The sequence below is a fragment of the Paenisporosarcina sp. OV554 genome (assembly GCF_003058165.1).
Taxonomy (GTDB): domain Bacteria; phylum Bacillota; class Bacilli; order Bacillales_A; family Planococcaceae; genus Paenisporosarcina.
Genome location: NZ_QBUC01000007.1, coordinates 19,455 through 36,210, shown reverse-complemented (window position 1 = coordinate 36,210; position 16,756 = coordinate 19,455). Strand labels below are relative to the sequence as shown.

At 37.9% G+C, this 16,756-nt stretch carries 25 protein-coding genes, 1 pseudogene and 1 riboswitch; of the genes and pseudogenes, 7 read left to right on the top strand and 19 right to left on the bottom strand.

The features are described 5' to 3' along the window. Nucleotides 1-61: 61 nt before the first annotated feature. The 4 genes from C8K15_RS08135 to C8K15_RS21150 form a co-directional block, all read right to left on the bottom strand. The gene (locus tag C8K15_RS08135) at nt 62-376 is read right to left on the bottom strand and encodes a DMT family transporter (protein ID WP_108585926.1); all 315 of its coding nucleotides are present in this window, start codon (nt 374-376) and stop codon (nt 62-64) included. Continuing rightward, nucleotides 376-711 carry a DMT family transporter gene (locus tag C8K15_RS08130; RefSeq protein ID WP_108585925.1) on the bottom strand — a complete coding sequence of 112 codons (336 nt, stop codon included), beginning with the start codon at nt 709-711 and terminating at the stop codon, nt 376-378. The genes C8K15_RS08135 and C8K15_RS08130 overlap by 1 nt, the downstream gene beginning before the upstream one ends. A gap of 55 nt (nt 712-766) precedes the next feature. Next, nucleotides 767-870, bottom strand: a riboswitch (guanidine-I (ykkC/yxkD leader). 230 nt (nt 871-1,100) lie between these two features. Next, nucleotides 1,101-1,928, bottom strand: coding sequence for a glycerophosphodiester phosphodiesterase (locus C8K15_RS08125; protein ID WP_108585924.1), 828 nt, complete (start codon nt 1,926-1,928; stop codon nt 1,101-1,103). 98 nt (nt 1,929-2,026) lie between these two features. Continuing rightward, nucleotides 2,027-2,161 (bottom strand): hypothetical protein, encoded by a 135-nt coding sequence (locus tag C8K15_RS21150; RefSeq protein ID WP_255421065.1) that lies wholly within the window; start codon nt 2,159-2,161, stop codon nt 2,027-2,029. 246 nt (nt 2,162-2,407) lie between these two features. Between C8K15_RS21150 and corA the strand changes: the two genes are divergently transcribed. Beyond that, entirely contained in the window at nt 2,408-3,370 is a 963-nt protein-coding gene (gene corA / locus C8K15_RS08120; protein WP_108585923.1) for a magnesium/cobalt transporter CorA, read from the top strand. A 70-nt stretch (nt 3,371-3,440) separates the two neighbouring features. Here the strand turns inward: corA and C8K15_RS08115 are convergent, their stop codons facing one another. Then, entirely contained in the window at nt 3,441-3,980 is a 540-nt protein-coding gene (locus C8K15_RS08115; protein ID WP_108585922.1) for a DUF1697 domain-containing protein, read from the bottom strand. Nucleotides 3,981-4,102: 122 nt separating this feature from the next. On the opposite strand from C8K15_RS08115, the gene C8K15_RS08110 reads away from it, so the two are divergent. Further along, a complete protein-coding gene (locus C8K15_RS08110) occupies nt 4,103-4,807 on the top strand; it encodes a DUF421 domain-containing protein (protein WP_108585921.1) in 705 nt (234 codons plus the stop codon). Nucleotides 4,808-4,825: 18 nt separating this feature from the next. Here the strand turns inward: C8K15_RS08110 and C8K15_RS08105 are convergent, their stop codons facing one another. From C8K15_RS08105 to C8K15_RS08095, 3 genes are all read right to left on the bottom strand, one after another. After that, on the bottom strand, nt 4,826-5,641 hold the full coding sequence (locus tag C8K15_RS08105; RefSeq protein WP_146173643.1) for a VanW family protein: 816 nt from the start codon (nt 5,639-5,641) through the stop codon (nt 4,826-4,828). A gap of 373 nt (nt 5,642-6,014) precedes the next feature. Beyond that, nucleotides 6,015-6,425 carry a pyridoxamine 5'-phosphate oxidase family protein gene (locus C8K15_RS08100; RefSeq protein ID WP_108585919.1) on the bottom strand — a complete coding sequence of 137 codons (411 nt, stop codon included), beginning with the start codon at nt 6,423-6,425 and terminating at the stop codon, nt 6,015-6,017. A gap of 65 nt (nt 6,426-6,490) precedes the next feature. Continuing rightward, a complete protein-coding gene (locus tag C8K15_RS08095) occupies nt 6,491-7,507 on the bottom strand; it encodes a PQQ-dependent sugar dehydrogenase (protein ID WP_108585918.1) in 1,017 nt (338 codons plus the stop codon). Nucleotides 7,508-7,637: 130 nt separating this feature from the next. Here C8K15_RS08095 and C8K15_RS08090 point away from each other — a divergent pair, with 130 nt between their 5' ends. Next, the gene (locus C8K15_RS08090; protein WP_108585917.1) at nt 7,638-7,817 is read left to right on the top strand and encodes a CsbD family protein; all 180 of its coding nucleotides are present in this window, start codon (nt 7,638-7,640) and stop codon (nt 7,815-7,817) included. A gap of 60 nt (nt 7,818-7,877) precedes the next feature. On the opposite strand, the gene C8K15_RS08085 is transcribed toward C8K15_RS08090, so the two are convergent. The 5 genes and pseudogenes from C8K15_RS08085 to C8K15_RS08065 all read right to left on the bottom strand — a co-directional run bounded on the left by C8K15_RS08085 (nt 7,878) and on the right by C8K15_RS08065 (nt 10,865). Next, nucleotides 7,878-8,366, bottom strand: coding sequence for a GNAT family N-acetyltransferase (locus C8K15_RS08085; RefSeq protein WP_108585916.1), 489 nt, complete (start codon nt 8,364-8,366; stop codon nt 7,878-7,880). 156 nt (nt 8,367-8,522) lie between these two features. Next, nucleotides 8,523-9,335, bottom strand: coding sequence for a metallophosphoesterase (locus C8K15_RS08080; RefSeq protein WP_108585915.1), 813 nt, complete (start codon nt 9,333-9,335; stop codon nt 8,523-8,525). 12 nt (nt 9,336-9,347) lie between these two features. Beyond that, nucleotides 9,348-9,965 (bottom strand): NAD(P)-dependent oxidoreductase, encoded by a 618-nt coding sequence (locus tag C8K15_RS08075; RefSeq protein WP_108585914.1) that lies wholly within the window; start codon nt 9,963-9,965, stop codon nt 9,348-9,350. A 152-nt stretch (nt 9,966-10,117) separates the two neighbouring features. Then, nucleotides 10,118-10,448 (bottom strand): annotated as a pseudogene (locus C8K15_RS08070) (DUF4385 family protein). Nucleotides 10,449-10,478: 30 nt separating this feature from the next. Further along, the gene (locus C8K15_RS08065; RefSeq protein WP_108585913.1) at nt 10,479-10,865 is read right to left on the bottom strand and encodes a VOC family protein; all 387 of its coding nucleotides are present in this window, start codon (nt 10,863-10,865) and stop codon (nt 10,479-10,481) included. Between the two features lie 90 nt (nt 10,866-10,955). Between C8K15_RS08065 and C8K15_RS08060 the strand changes: the two genes are divergently transcribed. After that, complete coding sequence (locus C8K15_RS08060) at nt 10,956-11,327, top strand: VOC family protein (RefSeq protein ID WP_108585912.1); 372 nt, start codon at nt 10,956-10,958, stop codon at nt 11,325-11,327. A 330-nt stretch (nt 11,328-11,657) separates the two neighbouring features. Here C8K15_RS08060 and C8K15_RS08055 read toward each other — a convergent pair whose 3' ends face one another. The 3 genes from C8K15_RS08055 to C8K15_RS08045 all read right to left on the bottom strand — a co-directional run bounded on the left by C8K15_RS08055 (nt 11,658) and on the right by C8K15_RS08045 (nt 13,588). After that, nucleotides 11,658-12,335, bottom strand: a complete 678-nt coding sequence (locus C8K15_RS08055) for a hypothetical protein (protein WP_233260414.1) — start codon at nt 12,333-12,335, stop codon at nt 11,658-11,660. A gap of 26 nt (nt 12,336-12,361) precedes the next feature. Then, entirely contained in the window at nt 12,362-12,610 is a 249-nt protein-coding gene (locus tag C8K15_RS08050) for a hypothetical protein (protein ID WP_108585910.1), read from the bottom strand. 264 nt (nt 12,611-12,874) lie between these two features. After that, nucleotides 12,875-13,588 (bottom strand): CBS domain-containing protein, encoded by a 714-nt coding sequence (locus C8K15_RS08045; RefSeq protein WP_108585909.1) that lies wholly within the window; start codon nt 13,586-13,588, stop codon nt 12,875-12,877. Nucleotides 13,589-13,677: 89 nt separating this feature from the next. On the opposite strand from C8K15_RS08045, the gene C8K15_RS08040 reads away from it, so the two are divergent. The 3 genes from C8K15_RS08040 to C8K15_RS08030 all read left to right on the top strand — a co-directional run bounded on the left by C8K15_RS08040 (nt 13,678) and on the right by C8K15_RS08030 (nt 14,813). Then, nucleotides 13,678-14,079: an HIT family protein gene (locus C8K15_RS08040; RefSeq protein ID WP_108585908.1), complete on the top strand. Its 402-nt coding sequence runs from the start codon at nt 13,678-13,680 to the stop codon at nt 14,077-14,079. A 7-nt stretch (nt 14,080-14,086) separates the two neighbouring features. Beyond that, nucleotides 14,087-14,380, top strand: coding sequence for a hypothetical protein (locus C8K15_RS08035; protein WP_146173642.1), 294 nt, complete (start codon nt 14,087-14,089; stop codon nt 14,378-14,380). 199 nt (nt 14,381-14,579) lie between these two features. Next, on the top strand, nt 14,580-14,813 hold the full coding sequence (locus C8K15_RS08030) for a putative periplasmic lipoprotein (RefSeq protein ID WP_108585906.1): 234 nt from the start codon (nt 14,580-14,582) through the stop codon (nt 14,811-14,813). 54 nt (nt 14,814-14,867) lie between these two features. Here C8K15_RS08030 and C8K15_RS08025 read toward each other — a convergent pair whose 3' ends face one another. From C8K15_RS08025 to C8K15_RS08015, 3 genes are read right to left on the bottom strand one after another with little or no spacing between them, the layout of a single operon-like run. Next, a complete protein-coding gene (locus tag C8K15_RS08025; RefSeq protein ID WP_108585905.1) occupies nt 14,868-15,650 on the bottom strand; it encodes an ABC transporter permease subunit in 783 nt (260 codons plus the stop codon). Beyond that, nucleotides 15,647-16,549, bottom strand: coding sequence for an ABC transporter ATP-binding protein (locus C8K15_RS08020; RefSeq protein ID WP_108585904.1), 903 nt, complete (start codon nt 16,547-16,549; stop codon nt 15,647-15,649). The genes C8K15_RS08025 and C8K15_RS08020 overlap by 4 nt, the downstream gene beginning before the upstream one ends. After that, entirely contained in the window at nt 16,546-16,746 is a 201-nt protein-coding gene (locus C8K15_RS08015; RefSeq protein ID WP_108585903.1) for a PLD nuclease N-terminal domain-containing protein, read from the bottom strand. Before C8K15_RS08015 ends, C8K15_RS08020 begins: the two co-directional genes overlap by 4 nt. Between the last annotated feature and the right edge of the window lie 10 nt (nt 16,747-16,756).

Here is a 16,756-nt window from a genome sequence, read left to right as displayed (position 1 = left end):
GTTACGACAATAACTAATAAAGTTGCGACTATAGATACCTAAAAAATCTTGCATCATAACATTATGAAATGAACTTCAATCCGACAGCTGCGCCTAACACCATTGCGATAAACAGCATGCGCAACCAGGTTTTCGGTTCCCCATATAAAATCATGCCTAAAATCGCACCACCAGAGGCGCCAATACCTGTCCATACTGCATAAGCCGTTCCCATCGGAAGACTTTCCATCGCGAATGCAAGAAATAAAAAACTTGCGCCAAAACTGATGAACAATCCAGTGATTGATTTCCAATTACGCTTTTTGTGCACTTGGTTGATCATCACAACGCCTGTCATTTCAAATAGTCCTGCAATGATTAAAAATAGCCAAGCCATTAGGATGCCACCTCTTCCTGTTCTTTTGTCACTAGTTTAAGCCCAACAACACCAATCAACAGAAGCGCAATCAACCCAATTTTCGCGATGTTAAAATCTTGTCCAAAAAATAGGATATCTGCGATTACTGTGCCTGCTGTCCCGAGTCCAACGAACACCGCGTACACTGTACCTACCGGTAATGTTTTCCCTGCCATGATCATTAAATAAAAACTCACAGCAATGGCCACTGCCGTCCCAATCCATGTCCATACATCATCCGCGTGTTTTAAGCCAATGACCCAAAACACTTCAAAAAAAGCGGCAATGAATACTTTCATCCATTCTTTATTCATCCTGTTCATCCTCCTCCAATAAAAATAAGCCTGAGAAATTAACGTAAAATACGCTATCTCCCAGGCTTTTATCCTTCCGTGTATCTTTGCAAACAAGCAAAGCGTTTTCTCTCGGACCAGACCAAACCAGTTGTTTGCGGAACCCTAGAAAACTTAATCACCATAAATGGCGCTTTATGAAATTAATCAGTGCATGGCTAGAATAATACATCTTATGCGGCTAGTCAAATGAAGAGCTCATTTCATTACTCATTATGTAAAATCCACACTTGTATTTTTCCAACGAATGGCATTACGGAAATTACAGAGTGAACATATTTTTTCTGGTTTTTGATCCGATATATAAAAGATTGACCCAGAAAGGAAAGGGTCAATCTAGTTGATTACTATTATTTTCTTGGGTCAACATAGTCAGGATAATCCGTAATAATACCATCCACTTTCATCTTCAAAAGAAAGTCAGCAGATTCATGACTACGTACAGTCCATGATTGTATTTTCATCCCTTGTGAGTGCACTTGATTGACTAGATCTTCAGTGATTAATCCGTAACTTGGATTAAAATAATCAGCGTAAGCACTAAACTCTTTTAATGCTTGCGGTGTTGTATGTGCCTTTGACCCTGTCAGCACACCAATTGGAACTTTCGGTAGAAGGGTGTTCATTTTTTTCATAGATTCAAAGTTAAAAGATTGAATAATCATTTTTTCATTTTGCGGCTTATCAAGATTGCGATCTTTTAACTCCTGAGCAATACTTTCTTCAATGCCAGGATAGAGTTCTGGAGCCTTTAATTCAAGTAAAATACCAATCTTTCCATGATATTTATCGAGAATTTCGTCAAACGTAGGGATTTTTTCTCCTGCAAATTCATCGCCCTTCCAGCTTCCTGCATCCAGATTTTTCAGTTGGTTAAAAGTTAAATCTTTTATATACCCAGTGCCATCTGTTGTTCGGTCAACAGAAGTATCATGCATTATGACTAATTCACCATCTTTACTTCTTTGAATATCCATCTCGATATAGTCTGCTTTCATTTCTATTGCTTTGTCAAAAGCAGCAATAGTATTTTCAGGTGCATATCCTGATGCTCCACGATGCGCTACATTATCCACTTTCCTTACTTCTCCTGTTGTCTCTTGTGCAAAAGCCTGTGTGAACGGACTAAATAACAAGATTAAAGAAAATCCTGTACCCAATAACATTTTTTTATTCACTGTTAACATCTCCTATTCTATTATGTTTGTATTGTTACTAATGTTTAATTTAACAAAGCTTTTCCAATGAAAAGGAAGAGTTTTGAGAAAACCTACTTTCACCTTGCCTTAATAGGTATCCCTTGGCGCTTCTGAAATGGTAACCTCACTATGGTTCCAGCAACTCCACCGATTGCTAAAAATGAAAGGATAGCGATAGGAAGAGCTTTATTTTTCAACCGTGTTTGATCCATGTCGGGCCTCCTCATATTTGAACTTGCACTGTTAGTGTAGTTGTTGAATATGAAGCGGATATGAATAGTATGTTAAGACATTATTTAGAATAATTTTCCTGTGTTTACAATTCATAGTTTGGATTCGATTGTTCTATCGGTGACGGTCGATTCTGTTTTCTACATAAGCCTTGGCTCAAACACAAGCTCTTCGTAAAATCGTGGTAAACTACTACTAGTATTTATCGTTTGAAACGAGGGTTTTGTATGATTCGAACATTTGGTGTTACGGCTGATAGCCAATTAGAAGTGGATTTTCCATTAGAAGATCTTAATAAAAAATCATTTGACTGGTATTGGGTCGATTTTGATAAGCCATCTGCCGAAGAATGGGCGCTGCTAGATTCATTCTTTCACTTCCATCCACTTGCGATAGAAGATTGTTTGCATCGTTTGCAAAGACCAAAAGTAGATTATTACGATGGTTATCAGTTTTTCGTCGTACATACCATGAATGAAGAAACGCTTGAGGCAGAGGAATTAGATTTATTCATTGGGAAAAATTTTGTCGTTACATTTCACAATACTTCCGTTCATGAGTTGGATATAGTCCGTGAAAAACTACAACGGGATGCTAAGTTTTGGGAGCGCGGAGCGATTTACGCGATGTATCAAATTCTCGATAAAGTGGTCGATTCTTACTTTCCACTTGTCTACAAGATTGAAGATCATTTAAATGAAATTGAAGATCAGATGACATTTGATATGAAACACTTTTCTATGGATACTGTATTTGAAATGCGTAGCGATTTGTTGTGGTTACGTCGGACGATCTTACCGATGCGTGATTTAATGTATCGTGTATTGAACTCGAGTCGTTTTGACCTTCAACAGCATGAGTATACTTACTTTGCCGATATTTCCGATCATCTTGTTAAGCTTACGGAAATTGTTGAGTCAAACCGTGAACTGACGGCGGATATTCGCGACAGCTATATGGCAATGAACTCGAACCGTATGAATCGAATTATGATGATTTTAACGATTGTGTCTTCGATTTTCATTCCACTTACATTCATTGCGGGTGTATACGGGATGAATTTTGAAAACATGCCAGAACTCGAGATGAAATATGGCTACTTTATTGCACTTGGTGCCATGATACTAATTGGATTGTCTATGTTGGCTTGGTTCAAACACAAAGGTTGGATGAGTTTATTTAAACAATAAAGAACAGTACGAGCTAGACAAAAAAAGACCACTATCTGCATTGGCAGATAGTGGTCTTTCGCTTTATATTTCACTCCATTGCTTTCGTCATTGTTGCAAGTTTCATAGTGGTTTTCCAATTACGGATTGTTGCTGAAACCCCTAACTTTTGAAGTTGGAGTGGCAGCTTAGAATCTCGAAAGCTTCTACGCAAAAATAGGTAAATCTCTTTTCCCTGAACATGGTATTGATCTACATCACTTTGGAACTTCTGTAGTTTGTTAAGCGCTTCTTGTGAGGGTATTTCTGACAATAAAGTTAGATGGACACTTTCCCCTTCCAATAGTGTTTCTACTGGGTAAGGACAATTATCGATAATCTGATCCCATTCCTTAGACGTTCTCAAGATAACAGGAACCGGAAAACCGAACTTGGTATTGATTTGTTGCTCGATTTGTTGGCATAGTTTATCTGCTTCCTCGTTTGATTCAAATACGACATTACCACTTTGAATATAAGTTTTTACTTTGCTTAAGCCCATAGTTTCTAACAGCTGTTTCAAGTCTGCCATTTTGATTATTTTGTGTCCTCCTACATTAATTCCTCTTAACAATGCTATATAGATAGTCATTTTTTCCCTCAAATCATGTTTTTTTTCTTTCAAATAAATACTTACGTAAGACATGGTTAAACTAAATTAAGTTTCCGGATCACAAGAATAATGATTTACAAAATGTTTGGATGTGAAAATTTATGGATTTTTTTCATAGTCAAGAATCACTTACTTCTTTACAGTGGATTTTGAGAGCAATTATTGCCTTTTTCTTTCTCATAATTGTAGCTAAAATAATGGGCCATCGATCCATATCTCAGTTAGGGTTGCTCGATTTTATTATGGTTATTTCAATTGGTAATATTATTGCCCATCCTTTGTCAGATGAAAGTCTAGGATTACGTGGATCTTTAATAACAATGACTTCACTAGTCATTTTATATCTAATTGGTATCTTTCTAACCTTAAAATCAGTTAAGCTAAGAAATTTACTGGATCCCACGCCCATTCCTCTTATTAAAAATGGACAAATCATCTATAAGAGTTTAGCTAAAGCACGGATTTCTATTGATGTTCTATTATCAGAAATGAGAAAAGGGCAAATTGAAGAAGTGCAAAAAGTGGCACTTGCATTATGGGAGACAAATGGTACTATTTCATTTTTTCTTGACCCACAATATCAACCTTTAACTCCGGCAGATATGCAATTAGTGACATCACCATTTGATTTACCTAAAACCATTATTAAAGAGGGCAAAATTGATGTCAAAGAACTTTCTACCCTCGGTAAAGACAAAAAGTGGGTTACAGGAAAAATTAAAACGACCTTTAATTTGGATGTAAATGAAATTTTGTTAGCCACTATCGACAAGAATGAAAGTATCAAAATAATTTTGTACAAATAAATGACTCTCTTTTTCATCTTATCCTCCTGTTAAGAAAGGTTCGTACATGGTAATGGCATGGTTTTCAGTAATAAACTCATCATCGATACACTCATTACTCCTATTATAGATTTCTCTGTGAAGGGTATTGTGTCGAACATATCCTCCCCATTGCTCAAGGGTAAACTGATGTTCTTTTTCATACACTTTATACGTGTTAGTCGGTATGTTTAATGATCTCCATTCACCTACCAAGGATACATCTGTTAAATAAATAACGAGCTGATAAGGTTCCTTGGTTTCATTTTTTATTTGAAGGTCTAAGTAGTTATAGGCACAAGTTGCACCGCTGCCAAAAGGTTGACTTCGTTTAGAATCTGGAAAGACATCGTAGCTATGACGGTATCTTTCCGTTACCGTAAGAGGCGTATGTAGGGTCATCCAGTAAATTAAGTTTGATAATTGGCATAGCCCTCCTCCAACTCCGGTTCGGACTTTTCCATAATGCAAAATCATTCCGTCTACATAGCCTTTTCTTTTAGTTGTCGCACCAATGGTCTTCCAATATGAAAAGGTTTCACCTGGTTGAATTACGATACGGTTAATCTTTTTGACAGCAATTTTCAAATTCGTTACTTTGTTGTATTGCATCTGCATGTCGACATCTTTTAATTGACGCAGTAATGGAGTTTTATGCTTAAAGATAACATGTTCTAACTTTACTTCCCCTTTATTTTTCGCATATTTTTTCTCATCGAATACCCATTCAGTATAACGTTTCAGTCGGTAGGCTTTCTTTCCTAAAAAGATTCGGAAACTACTTCTTTTAATTGGTTTTAATGAATTCACATGAATACTCCTTTGAAAATGATAATAGGTAACACCTTCGATATATTTATTCCTAAATATGGTATTCGAGATATTTTTGATTATACCTTCTCTTTAATTTGCAGAAAATTGATGCGTGAACATTATGTGTGCATTCCAAAGGATTTCTGTCCGTTCCCCTGGAGACGAACATTTCATCCTCTCCAGAAACACAAAAAAACTCACTCTCAATAGAGAGCGAGTTTTTCTAAAAGAAATAGCATAAAGGTTCTGTCAACGTTATCTGTCTAGCTCCAAGCGCCAGCACGCGGGCCCCATTATGGGTCAGAAAGGCGAAATCTTCGCCTTTCATCATTCCAGCGCCGGTGTAGAGCTAACAAGGCGCTTTACGCTTTTCTTTCTAAAATTCGATTGTTTCAGGTGGTTGACCACTTTTATTCATCAGTCGTACAGATGAGGGTTTGACTACCAGAATCACTAAGTTTGGATCGTTTGGTCCTTCAAACCAATTCTTCATATGGTCATTCCAAATTTTTTCTTTTAAGCTTTCGTCTGTGCTTTCACTGACTTGGCCTTCAATTTCTATGAATGCATCGCCAAATCCTTCACCTTCATAGCCAATTAAAATATGGGTGTATGGGTTTGCTTCAATGTCTTCTACTTTATGCGTGTTTTTATTAGTTGGCGTGTAAAGTGTGAAATTTTCATTATAGAACGTCATATATCGTGAATGCGGTTTGTTGCTCTTAACTGTTGCCATTGTGCCGGTGCGACTTTCGTTTAATATGTTTAATGCTTGTTCTTTACTCATTCGAAATCAGCTCCTTTGTGAAAGTATTCCTTTCACTCCCGTCACTTAAACATGCGAATGTGCTGTTATTTATCTACATATTGGTAAAGTTTATCGTCATTCTCTCCAGCAGTTCCTCGGCCGTCAAGATTATTTGAGACGAAGTATAGTTCTTCACCATTTGAAAATACATCTCGTATTCGACCGAAGCCTGTAATCTTATCCTCTAGTTCGCCAGTCTCAGAATTAACGACTAATATGCCTTCGCCACGAAGTGTGGCAACATATAACTTGCCTTTATGAAACGTCATACCAGAAGGGGCCCACGTATCATTCGCTCCTGAATGAAGCAACGGTGTTACAAACCCTTCCCGTTCTTCATTTCCTTCTATTAATGGCCACCCATAATTTTGGCCTTCTACGATTTTATTGATTTCATCTTTGGCGGAATGTCCATGTTCCGAAGCAAAAAATATTCCGTCTTCCCTCCATGCGAGGCCTTGTGGATTGCGATGACCAAGACTGACCATTTCCCATTGATTGTTGGCATTTAAACGAATGATTTTACCGTTTTTAGATTGTGGACCTTGCGCTAAATTCGGATTCGATGCATCTCCAATAGTTGCATACAGCAAACCATCCGGACCAATTTCGAGGCGCCCACCGTGATGCACATTGCCAGTCGAGATGCCGTCTAATAGGATGTCGATTTCTTTCCAGACGTTGCCTTCTAACTTCAACGTTACGATGCGGTTGAATGGACCTTTTCCGTCGTCATAATTGTAGTAGGCAAATGCCGTTTTGGTTTCCTCGAATGTCGGTGATAAGACAAAGCCCAGTAAACCAGCTTCTGCAACCTCTGCTAAAGGAGATGAAAGCTCCACTTTTTGATGTTCAACCTTGCCGTCTGTTTTTACGAAAGCAATAGTACCGACACGTTCTGATATGTAAAATTCATCACCCACTTGATTAATAGACCATGGAATTTGCAGATTAGTCGCGACTTCTTTAAAAGATTCTGGCTCAGCAGTTGCCTCTTTTTCAAGGAATCCACACCCAGCTGCTAGAAACAAGCACATTACGAGAACAAAGAATTTTTTCATGTCTGCCACCTCTCCTGCTCTTTCTTTTTATCATACAAAATATTCAAATAACTTATCTATAAATTAGAAACAACAATTTGAATGATTAATGCGATGGTGACGATTCGCAGTAAAGGCTTTACATATTCACATGACCAACGATAATGGACTTTCAGACAAATTAAAAGCAGGCGTAAACAAAGCAAAAGGTGAAGTGAAAGATCAAGTTGGAAATGCAACAGATGACAAATCCCTTCAAGCTGAAGGCAAATACGATAAAGCTAAGGGTGCTGTAGAAGAAAAAATTGGTGAAGCCAAAGATCGTCACTGACTATCAGAATAAAAAAACAGTTGCTCTCTTTACTTGAGAGCAACTGTTTTTTGTTGAAATTTAATTATCCTCACTTGGTACATATAAATGAAGAGCATACTGCTGACCTTTTGGCCCCATATAACGACGTCCTTCATCTGTAAAACCGGCTTTCAAATAAACGTGTCTAGCTGTTTCATTGAGCTCGTTTACACCCAGCACCACTTCATCGAATTGAGGAAAGTGTTGGAGAATAAAAGAAGGTAGCTCAAGGATTGCCTCTGCCGCAACACCTTGTCCTTGGAAATCCGGATGAATGGAAAAGCCTCTCAAGAGAACAGAATTTGGATTTTCACTATACGAGTAACGATCATCACTGACGTCTAGTACAAAGAAACCTGCGATTGAATTGCGAGATAAAATTGTGACCGGCGTTCTCGAATGACCATCATGTTTCAGCAATTCTAATGGATGTTCAGTGTACTCAAGTTGTTCTGGTGTTAATGGATAAAATTGCAATGCTTGCTGATGATCAGGTTGGTATGGACTTAATGTAACTGAGTTTGACAATGAGTTCTCTCCTTTGAGTTGTTGATTCATATGTTATTTAATCGGTTATCCTGTAAGTGTTTTGAAAATCTTGAATTTGGTTTTATAAATAGTTATTCGTCCCTAATAATTATATTTCAGTCCGTAGTTTATGGATTTCTAATAGCTCTCTCTTGTTTAGTTTGATTTCAACGTGACCACGACAATTTCTGGCAAGTTGAATAAACGTATTGGAATGATACTGTTCCCAAGACCGCGACTAACCACAAGTTTCTTTTGATCCTGTTCATGAATGCCAGCTGTGTATTTCGGAAAATAACCTTGGCCAGGAGCAACAAGTCCACCCATTCCTGGTATACGAAACTGTCCACCATGGGCATGGCCTGAAAACGTCACATCTATCCCTGCATCTACATAGGCTTGAAAGTCTTCTGGTCGATGAGCAAGAAGAACGGTAAATGCGTCGCTTGGCACACGTGAATCGGCAATCATTTGAGAAGCAACTTCTCCCATTAATGGATCTTCGATACCTGTTAAAGAAATGGCTTCTCCAGAACGCTCAAGTTTTAATGTTTCATTAGATAGAACTCGAACTCCACGATCGGTTAATTCTTCTTTAATTCGATCAACATCATTTGTAGCTACTTCATGATTCCCCGTAACATAATAAACATCAGCGATTTTCACAATTTGATCAATGAGATCCAAACTGTTTTGTAAATTGTATCGATTGCTATCTATGATATCTCCTGTGATTACGATTGTATCCGGCTTCGTTTGCTGAATTTTTTTAACCAAACGGTGTTGGTTTGCACCAAATGTGGCATCATGTAAATCCGACACTTGAACAATTCGATATCCATCAAAAGATGTTGGAATTTCGGATGATTGAATGGTGTGGTTAGAGACTGTAAGCCAGTTATTATTGACGTAAAAAAAGACTACTAAACAAGCAATAATCAATACGTATTTCACTAATTTCCTGAACATATGTGACTCCTTTTAATATGCAATCCCTACTCGTGATGCAACAAACTGCGGATTTAGCAATTCTTTATAAGCAAAAAATGCTGTATCACCTACTGATATTTCTGCGCCATCTTGAGGTAAAAAGTTGCGCTCTGTTCGCCATTCCCCTGTCGCATCGCCATCTGGCAAGTAAGTTGGACACACAATCGTCCACTCTAAATTTGTAGCAGCAAGCAGTTCAAAAACCTTAGCATGTTCTTCAGCAGCAAACGTTAAGCGACGTTTCGATTCTGTTGATTGAAAACGATATAGTTCCGAATTAGTACGACTTTGCAAAATTCCTGCCGTACCGATTGTAACAATGCGTTTAACTTCTCCCTTACTCATAGCTTCTATAATTAGTGGAATCGCTTCAGTTAATGTTGTTGTTTTATCAGTACCGATTGCACTAAATACAGCATCCGCACCCTCAATTGCTTTATTTACAAGTGAAAAATCGCGAATGTCACCTTCTAGAATCGTTAAGTTTTCATGGGGTGTTAATTTTGATGGTGTACGCACAAGTGCCGTCACGTGAAGTCCATCTTTAAGTGCACGTTTTAAAACATCATTTCCTACTCGCCCTGTTGCACCGAAAATCGTTATGTTCATGGAGATTCCCCCTAGTTTATTTATTAAGCATAAAGTAAATTCTTCTAGCTGGCTAACAGTAACCATGATAGTAAAGTTTTCTTCCTTCGCTCCTTTAGCGATACGGATTGCAAAAAAGTTTTACGTATCAGTTGTAACGCCAGCCAAAGTTATTAGCCAAATTCTTTTTGATGTTTCTTTCTTCGTGTCAAATAGTCTTCATCTTCACGAATTTGGTCCCATTTCTTTTTGAAGATGGTGGCCGATTTCGCTTTCACAGGATCTATGTCGCGTTCCTTAGTTGACCCGACTTCGTTGTATTTTCGACCACCCTTATAATTGGTGTATCGACGGGCACGTGTATAGCCCATTTGAATAAATTTTCGTACCATATCCATTCCCACGAACTCGTCTTTTGTCCGATAATCCTCGACCTACTCGATACAATTCAGGTTGTTTCCGAAAGTCCAGGTTGTCAAAATTCAAATCATAATCAAATGGCATTGCCCTCAGCCCTTTTACTACCCATACCCGTTATTCAGGTGCCACAATCTCCAATTTGATACGATCTGGATCTTCAAAAAACACCGCATATGTCTGATTTCCACCAGCATACGGATGGCGATCTTTATATAATATCGTGGTTCCTCGACTAATTAATTTTTCCGTTAAATCGTCTATTTGTTTACGGGACTCACCATGAAACGCTAAGTGATTCAAGCCTGTATGTCCTCGATGATACGCAGTTTCGGCATGCTTTTCTTCAGTTTGAACAAACACTAGATAGGTGGCATCGTATTTATAACTAAATCCTTTTCCCCATTCTTGATAAAGGGTATAGCCCAATTTCGGTAATAAAAAATCATAAAAGTCTCTTGATTCCTTTAAATCTGAAACGTTCATTTCAACGTGATGTAACATACGTATCCCCCTTTTTTTACTAGGATACCATAGCAGGAGTTCCAAACTTTTTGTCGAAAGAAGAATAGTGAGAAATTGGAGGGTATATTAATGAAGAATTTAGCAATTGAGTCAATTGGGCAAATTGCGGTGAATGTAAAAGATGTAACTCGAGCAGTGGCTTTTTACAAAGATGTAATCGGTTTGCCTTTACTGTTTGAATCAAATGGATTAGCCTTTTTTCAATGCGGAGAAACACGATTACTTTTAAGTCTGCCAGAAAATGAAGAGTTCAATCATTCAAGCTCAGTTCTATATTTCAAAACAGACAACCTTTCTTCCACTGTAATGTCTATGCAAGAAGCAGGAGCAGAATTTATTGATGAACCACATATGGTTGGAAAAATGGGCGACATAGAAATCTGGATGGCCTTTTTCAAAGATGGCGAAGGCAATACTCACGCCGTTATGAGTGAAGTATAGTGCATACGGAAAACCTTCTGAGGAAAAGGAAGGTTTTTTTCTTTTAACGAGAAGGCGCAGTCCTTCTCCAAATTAGGTTTATTTGATATGGTGTTTTCGACCTCTCATGGGTGGTTTTTCTACCACCCGTTAGCTGTTTCCATCCACTCATTGGGTTTTTCCATCCACTCATTGTTACTTTTTATCCATTCGGCAATTTTCACTCTCGAAATACCATTTTATATATTGTGCCTTTCTCCAGATAAGGTTTCATTTACTCATTATTGGTTTCCATCCACTCGTTGGGTTTTTCCATCCACTCATTGTTACTTTTTATCCATTCAGCAATTTTCACTCTCGAAATACCATTTTATATTTTGTCTTTTTCCCTGTTCCCTCTACTCTCAGATTCATTTCTTTTAAAACTCTATAAACCAACTGATAACTCTGTACGTCTAAGAACTCCCGACATTTCTTATTCGTGATCTCTCCTCCAATCAACATAAACCATTCCTTAATTGCCTGAATGTGAGCATACGGGTCTCTGTGAAAGCACGCTTCACATACCCACGTACGAAAACGACGCTTCATCATGCATGCACTACATTTCGTACAAAATACACCCTTCTTCAAAAATGCAGTGTCGACATTCCATCTGTTGCAGATAGGAAAGGGATTGAACGGTTGATGTTCCTCGACTAAGATTTCTGCAATTTTTTTTGCTTGATTCGACTCAATTACTGTGTGGTTTTTAATTTGTCGTTTAATAAATGTAGGGATTTCCCCTAGGAATAGCACCGGATACTGATTAGGCTGCACGTTCACTTTTTGTGTTGAATTGGACAATACGGCAGCTCCCAAAATAGGCATGTGTATGTCCTTTAAACGAAACAAATCAAAGAGCAAGTCACTATTGCGATCAATTTGAACCATAGGACTCTCAAAATGGTCTATTTGTCCATTTTCCAAAACCCTTGATATTTGACCAGTCCCGGCTAAGAAAGACATCTCACCTGCTATGTTTTTCACCTCTAAAATCAGGGCAAAATTCGGTGTTATAATGAGGCAATCAATTTGCGCAAGTCCTGTTGAGTAAAAGGTAAATCATGTAGAATGTAGATTTCATCTAAGAATGTGTAATTTTCAAATACCTTGACCAATTTCGATTCTCCTCGAATGCCAGCGGTCTTCATCCCTATTTTTTTATCTATCAATTCCCTCTGTGGATGACTCTCCGGCAATCGTTTGTATAGTGCTTGTAATCCTTCTAAATGATGGTCTATTCCTCGTTTTTTCATAATCATCTCATCACCTCATTTGCATGTTAACACACGAAAATTCAGGCTTTTTTTCATATAGTTTAATTGTCCTATAATAACAGCAGAAAATGAAATTATCAGAGGCACATAAGTGGCCAAAATAAAATTTTGAGCTATTTTAAGTTTTTCTTTCCATATGAATGAAAGGCAAAGGTACTAGTCTTATTCTTGCAAAGTTTAATAAAAAAAAGAGGCATCTCGATTTGAGATTCCCCTTTTAAATGCGGCCAGTTCGATTCACAAGAATTTTCATGCTTCAATTTTAATCAAATCCAGTGGAGTAACAATGCCAACCAAGCCTTTATCATCCGTAATCAGTAATGCCTCTAAGCGTCTTCCTTTTGATATTGCTTCTTTAAATAATTCTTCAGCTTCAAAAATAGACATTTCACGTGGTACGAATAGATGATTTTCTTTCTTTTTTTCATGTTGAAGAGTTGATTCGACAGTCATTTCCCAGGAAATATCTTCTTTTTCATGATTTGCTAACCAAAACATTATGCCTACTGCTGTTAAAAGTCCTACGAAAACATTGCCATCATATACGGGGATTTGAGTGAATTGTTTCTCTCGAATCAACTTTAATGCATCCCTTAACGTGTCCTTCGCTTGAAGAATACTGACATTACGCTCAAACATTTGACCAACAGTTATAGGTTTAGCTAAAGCTTCATCAATTGTTTCCAGCGCTAAGACAATTTCATCATGTGGTTCTGCAATTGCATACTCTGTAGACGTTTTATGATGCACAATAGCGTTTCGTAAAGTCGCATATTCTCGCAAATCTTCTTCATATTTCCGAAGGATTGCATTCTTACGTTTCGATAACTCAACTAATTTAAAAAATGATAAATGATCGTTTGTACCAATAATGTCTTTCATCGATTGTTCAATACGGTGAAAAGCCGTTAGAAAGCGTTCAGAGTTTCGAACCGCTTGCTCAACCTGTTGCTGTTTTTCCATTTTGCATTCCTCCCGTTCATCACTCATTCTACATAGCTTGCTTCATAACCTTCCAATTGTATACAATTAAAAGAAAAAGAGGTGATCCATTGGAAAAAGTAACATGTTCTTTTTGCGAACCACAACAAGATTCTGATCAACGCATTGTCTTCGAAAATGAATATTGTCTGTATTTACAACATCCGAGTCACCAAACTATTTTAGAAGGCAGTGGACTTATCGTCCCAAAAATTCATCGCCCAACAGTTTTTGATTTAACTCCCGAAGAGTGGGCATCTACATACGAATTAATGCAACAAGTGAAAGCATATGCCGACGAAAATTATGCACCTGACGACTATACACTTGGCTGGAATGTCGGTGAAGCATCGAATCAATCAATCCAACATGCCCATTTTCACATCCTCCCTCGTTTTGCAGATGAACCTTATGCAGGAAAAGGAATCCGCGCGTGGTTCAAATCAGAAGAAAACCGTAGACCTGGAAGATGAATTTTTGATGAACCATCTTACTGAATGGATGGAAAACCTTTACGAATGGATGAAAACGGACTTTAAGTGGATGGAAATTTCTCTTGAATGGTCGAAATCCTCATTCGAGTGGATGGAAACTCCTTGTGAATGGATGGAATCTAAATTTTTGCCTACTATCTGCTTCAATTCAGTAGACCTGGAAGATAAATTTGATGAAATCTTACCGAATGGATGGAAATCCTTTACGAATGGATGGAAACTTCTCTTGAATGGTCAAAATCCTCATTCGAATCGATGGAAACTCCTTGTGAATGGATGAAAACGGACTTTAAATGGTTGAAAACTTCTCTTAAATGGATGAAAACACCATCCGAATGGTCGAAATCCTCACTACATCATTTAAAGAGATGAGAAAACGAAATATTTAAACCAGGTTTCATCTTAAAATACATATTTCACTGCTGCATGTGCAACCTAATCGTGAAGACAAATTTGGTTGTTACAGGAGGTAAAATATTTTGTATATGAAATCTTTATTATTCGTCATTTTGACTATATTTATGCTCGCAGGGTGTGGCAATAATAATAATGGCGAATCCATTGGAACTCAACAAGATCAAAGTGGTCAAGAAGAAGAATTCCTTCCTGAAGGTGTTGATGATGCGGTTCCGTCAGATGGAAATGATTCGGATATGGGAACTGAATCAAAAGATACAAATGCGCCTGATACTGAAAATAAAGACTCCCAGTAATTAATGGTTTTCAAAAGAAAATCCCCCTCCGATTGGAGAGGGATTTACTTCTATTTAAATTTTAGTTTTCGAAGCATTTCGTTTTGACATCCACACTCCAAAAACTACTAGCCCCACTATAGCAATTAGCGTAACCACGATACTCCACCAAAAATTAGTTGCATCTGGAGAGCCAGTCAACCACTGTGTTGCATATATGGCTAACTTCCATGGTGAAATTGTCCAATACGCTCCTAGCAATGAGTCAACAATTTGTACAAGTAACACTAATAACAGCGATACTGTAGCTGCTGCACCAGTAGGCAACCAAGCACTCATGGCCACTACGATTGTTACGACGAATAAAATCCACACACTGTAAGTCCCAGCAAACGCGAAGAAATCCGCGGTATCTACTTTTCCAAATAACAACTCTGTGTAATACCAAGTCGTCAACAACCCAAGCCATACACTAACTAATGCAATTGTTCCGATGACTTTCCACTTGCTTAAAAAGTAGCTGAGATAAGAAATTGGTCGAACGTAAATGAGCGTTCCTGTTCCATTTTTTCGTTCACGAGAAATGGTGCCCGCAAATCCTAATACCAAGACCAACATCCCGAAAAATTGATATTGACCCATTGTAGCCATGATTACTTGAGCGGCTGTAAACTCCGGTAATGAGAACACAGCATCTTCCGGAAGATTGCCTACTGCTTCTAAAATTTGGGGTAAGTAATAACTAGTAAGTGGCTCAGACAATCCGAAGAATATAAAGACAAGCGGGATCCACAGGATTTTAAAGTTGCGTGTATTTTCTCGCCACTCTTTTTGGAACAATACGATTAGATTCTTCATTCTTGTCTCGCCACCTTCATAAATATTTCTTCCAAGCTCGAGGTTTGGCGCTCTACTTTTCGAATACCGAGGCCACTATTGGCTAGATAACCTAACACTGCATTCATTTCTGGCAGCTCATTGTCCAAATCAATAAAAGCAAATATTTCTTCATAACTAACTTTCCATGGAGACCTCGCCGCAAAAGTGAGCGCATCTTGTGCACTAGCAAACTCCACACGATAACGAGGAGAATCATATTTTGTTTTTACATCACTTAGGGATCCTTGTTCTACCAATTCACCTTTTCGTAAAAACAATAATTGATTCGTCATTTCTTCAGCATCGTTTAAGATATGAGTCGAGTATAAAATCGTCATGTTTTGTTGCAAGCTTTTTAATAAATTCATGATTTCACGTCTTCCGACTGGATCGAGTGCTGATACTGGTTCATCTAACAATAAAATTTTTGGCTTGTGAACTATAGCCTGTGCTAAGCCAAGTCGCTGCTTCATCCCGCCTGAAAAAGCACCTGTTTTTTTCCGTAAAGCTTCCCCAAGTCCAACGAACTCAAGGGTTTTTTGTGCTTCTATCTTTGTGTGACGACTATCCATTCCACTTAATCGAGCAGCCATTTCGGTAAACTCCAAAGCCGTCATCCAAGAGAAAAACTGAGGATATTGTGGTAGAAATCCAATATGTTTTCTTATATCCGCATGTTTTTCACCATTAAACGAGATCATCCCATCAGTCGGTTGCAGTAATCCTGCTAACATGGATAATGTGGTTGTTTTGCCTGAACCATTTGGGCCGATTAAAGCAGTTGATGTCCCTTCAATCAGTGAAAAACTAACTTTATTTACTGCTTGTTCTGAACCGTATATTTTCGTTAAATTGGTCGTTTCTAAAATTGCCGTCATCCTTGTTTCCTCCCGATGATGAAATACGTTATGGGCCCGAAAATACTAAAGAAAATAATGACTAATGCCCATACCCACTTAGGTCCGTTTGTATCAGATATTTTTGATAAATCAATAAGGGCAATAATTAGTAATAAAAGTTGAATAATAAATATCGGTGCGATAATACCCCATGGAATCCCTTCTAGAAAATCCATTTTTAACACT

Coding starts and splice junctions, on each gene's coding strand:
- C8K15_RS08095 (WP_108585918.1), bottom strand. CDS start 7,507: ATGAAAAAATTCTTTGTTCTCGTAATGTGCTTGTTTCTAGCAGCTGGG.
- C8K15_RS08050 (WP_108585910.1), bottom strand. CDS start 12,610: ATGATTATGAAAAAACGAGGAATAGACCATCATTTAGAAGGATTACAA.
- C8K15_RS08100 (WP_108585919.1), bottom strand. CDS start 6,425: ATGAGTAAAGAACAAGCATTAAACATATTAAACGAAAGTCGCACCGGC.
- C8K15_RS08060 (WP_108585912.1), top strand. CDS start 10,956: ATGAAGAATTTAGCAATTGAGTCAATTGGGCAAATTGCGGTGAATGTA.
- C8K15_RS08020 (WP_108585904.1), bottom strand. CDS start 16,549: ATGACGGCAATTTTAGAAACGACCAATTTAACGAAAATATACGGTTCA.
- C8K15_RS08015 (WP_108585903.1), bottom strand. CDS start 16,746: ATGGATTTTCTAGAAGGGATTCCATGGGGTATTATCGCACCGATATTT.
- C8K15_RS08045 (WP_108585909.1), bottom strand. CDS start 13,588: ATGGAAAAACAGCAACAGGTTGAGCAAGCGGTTCGAAACTCTGAACGC.
- C8K15_RS21150 (WP_255421065.1), bottom strand. CDS start 2,161: ATGGATCAAACACGGTTGAAAAATAAAGCTCTTCCTATCGCTATCCTT.
- C8K15_RS08090 (WP_108585917.1), top strand. CDS start 7,638: ATGACCAACGATAATGGACTTTCAGACAAATTAAAAGCAGGCGTAAAC.
- C8K15_RS08135 (WP_108585926.1), bottom strand. CDS start 376: ATGGCTTGGCTATTTTTAATCATTGCAGGACTATTTGAAATGACAGGC.
- C8K15_RS08065 (WP_108585913.1), bottom strand. CDS start 10,865: ATGTTACATCACGTTGAAATGAACGTTTCAGATTTAAAGGAATCAAGA.
- C8K15_RS08110 (WP_108585921.1), top strand. CDS start 4,103: ATGGATTTTTTTCATAGTCAAGAATCACTTACTTCTTTACAGTGGATT.
- C8K15_RS08025 (WP_108585905.1), bottom strand. CDS start 15,650: ATGAAGAATCTAATCGTATTGTTCCAAAAAGAGTGGCGAGAAAATACA.
- C8K15_RS08080 (WP_108585915.1), bottom strand. CDS start 9,335: ATGTTCAGGAAATTAGTGAAATACGTATTGATTATTGCTTGTTTAGTA.
- C8K15_RS08130 (WP_108585925.1), bottom strand. CDS start 711: ATGAATAAAGAATGGATGAAAGTATTCATTGCCGCTTTTTTTGAAGTG.
- C8K15_RS08075 (WP_108585914.1), bottom strand. CDS start 9,965: ATGAACATAACGATTTTCGGTGCAACAGGGCGAGTAGGAAATGATGTT.
- C8K15_RS08035 (WP_146173642.1), top strand. CDS start 14,087: ATGAACCATCTTACTGAATGGATGGAAAACCTTTACGAATGGATGAAA.
- C8K15_RS08115 (WP_108585922.1), bottom strand. CDS start 3,980: ATGACTATCTATATAGCATTGTTAAGAGGAATTAATGTAGGAGGACAC.
- corA (WP_108585923.1), top strand. CDS start 2,408: ATGATTCGAACATTTGGTGTTACGGCTGATAGCCAATTAGAAGTGGAT.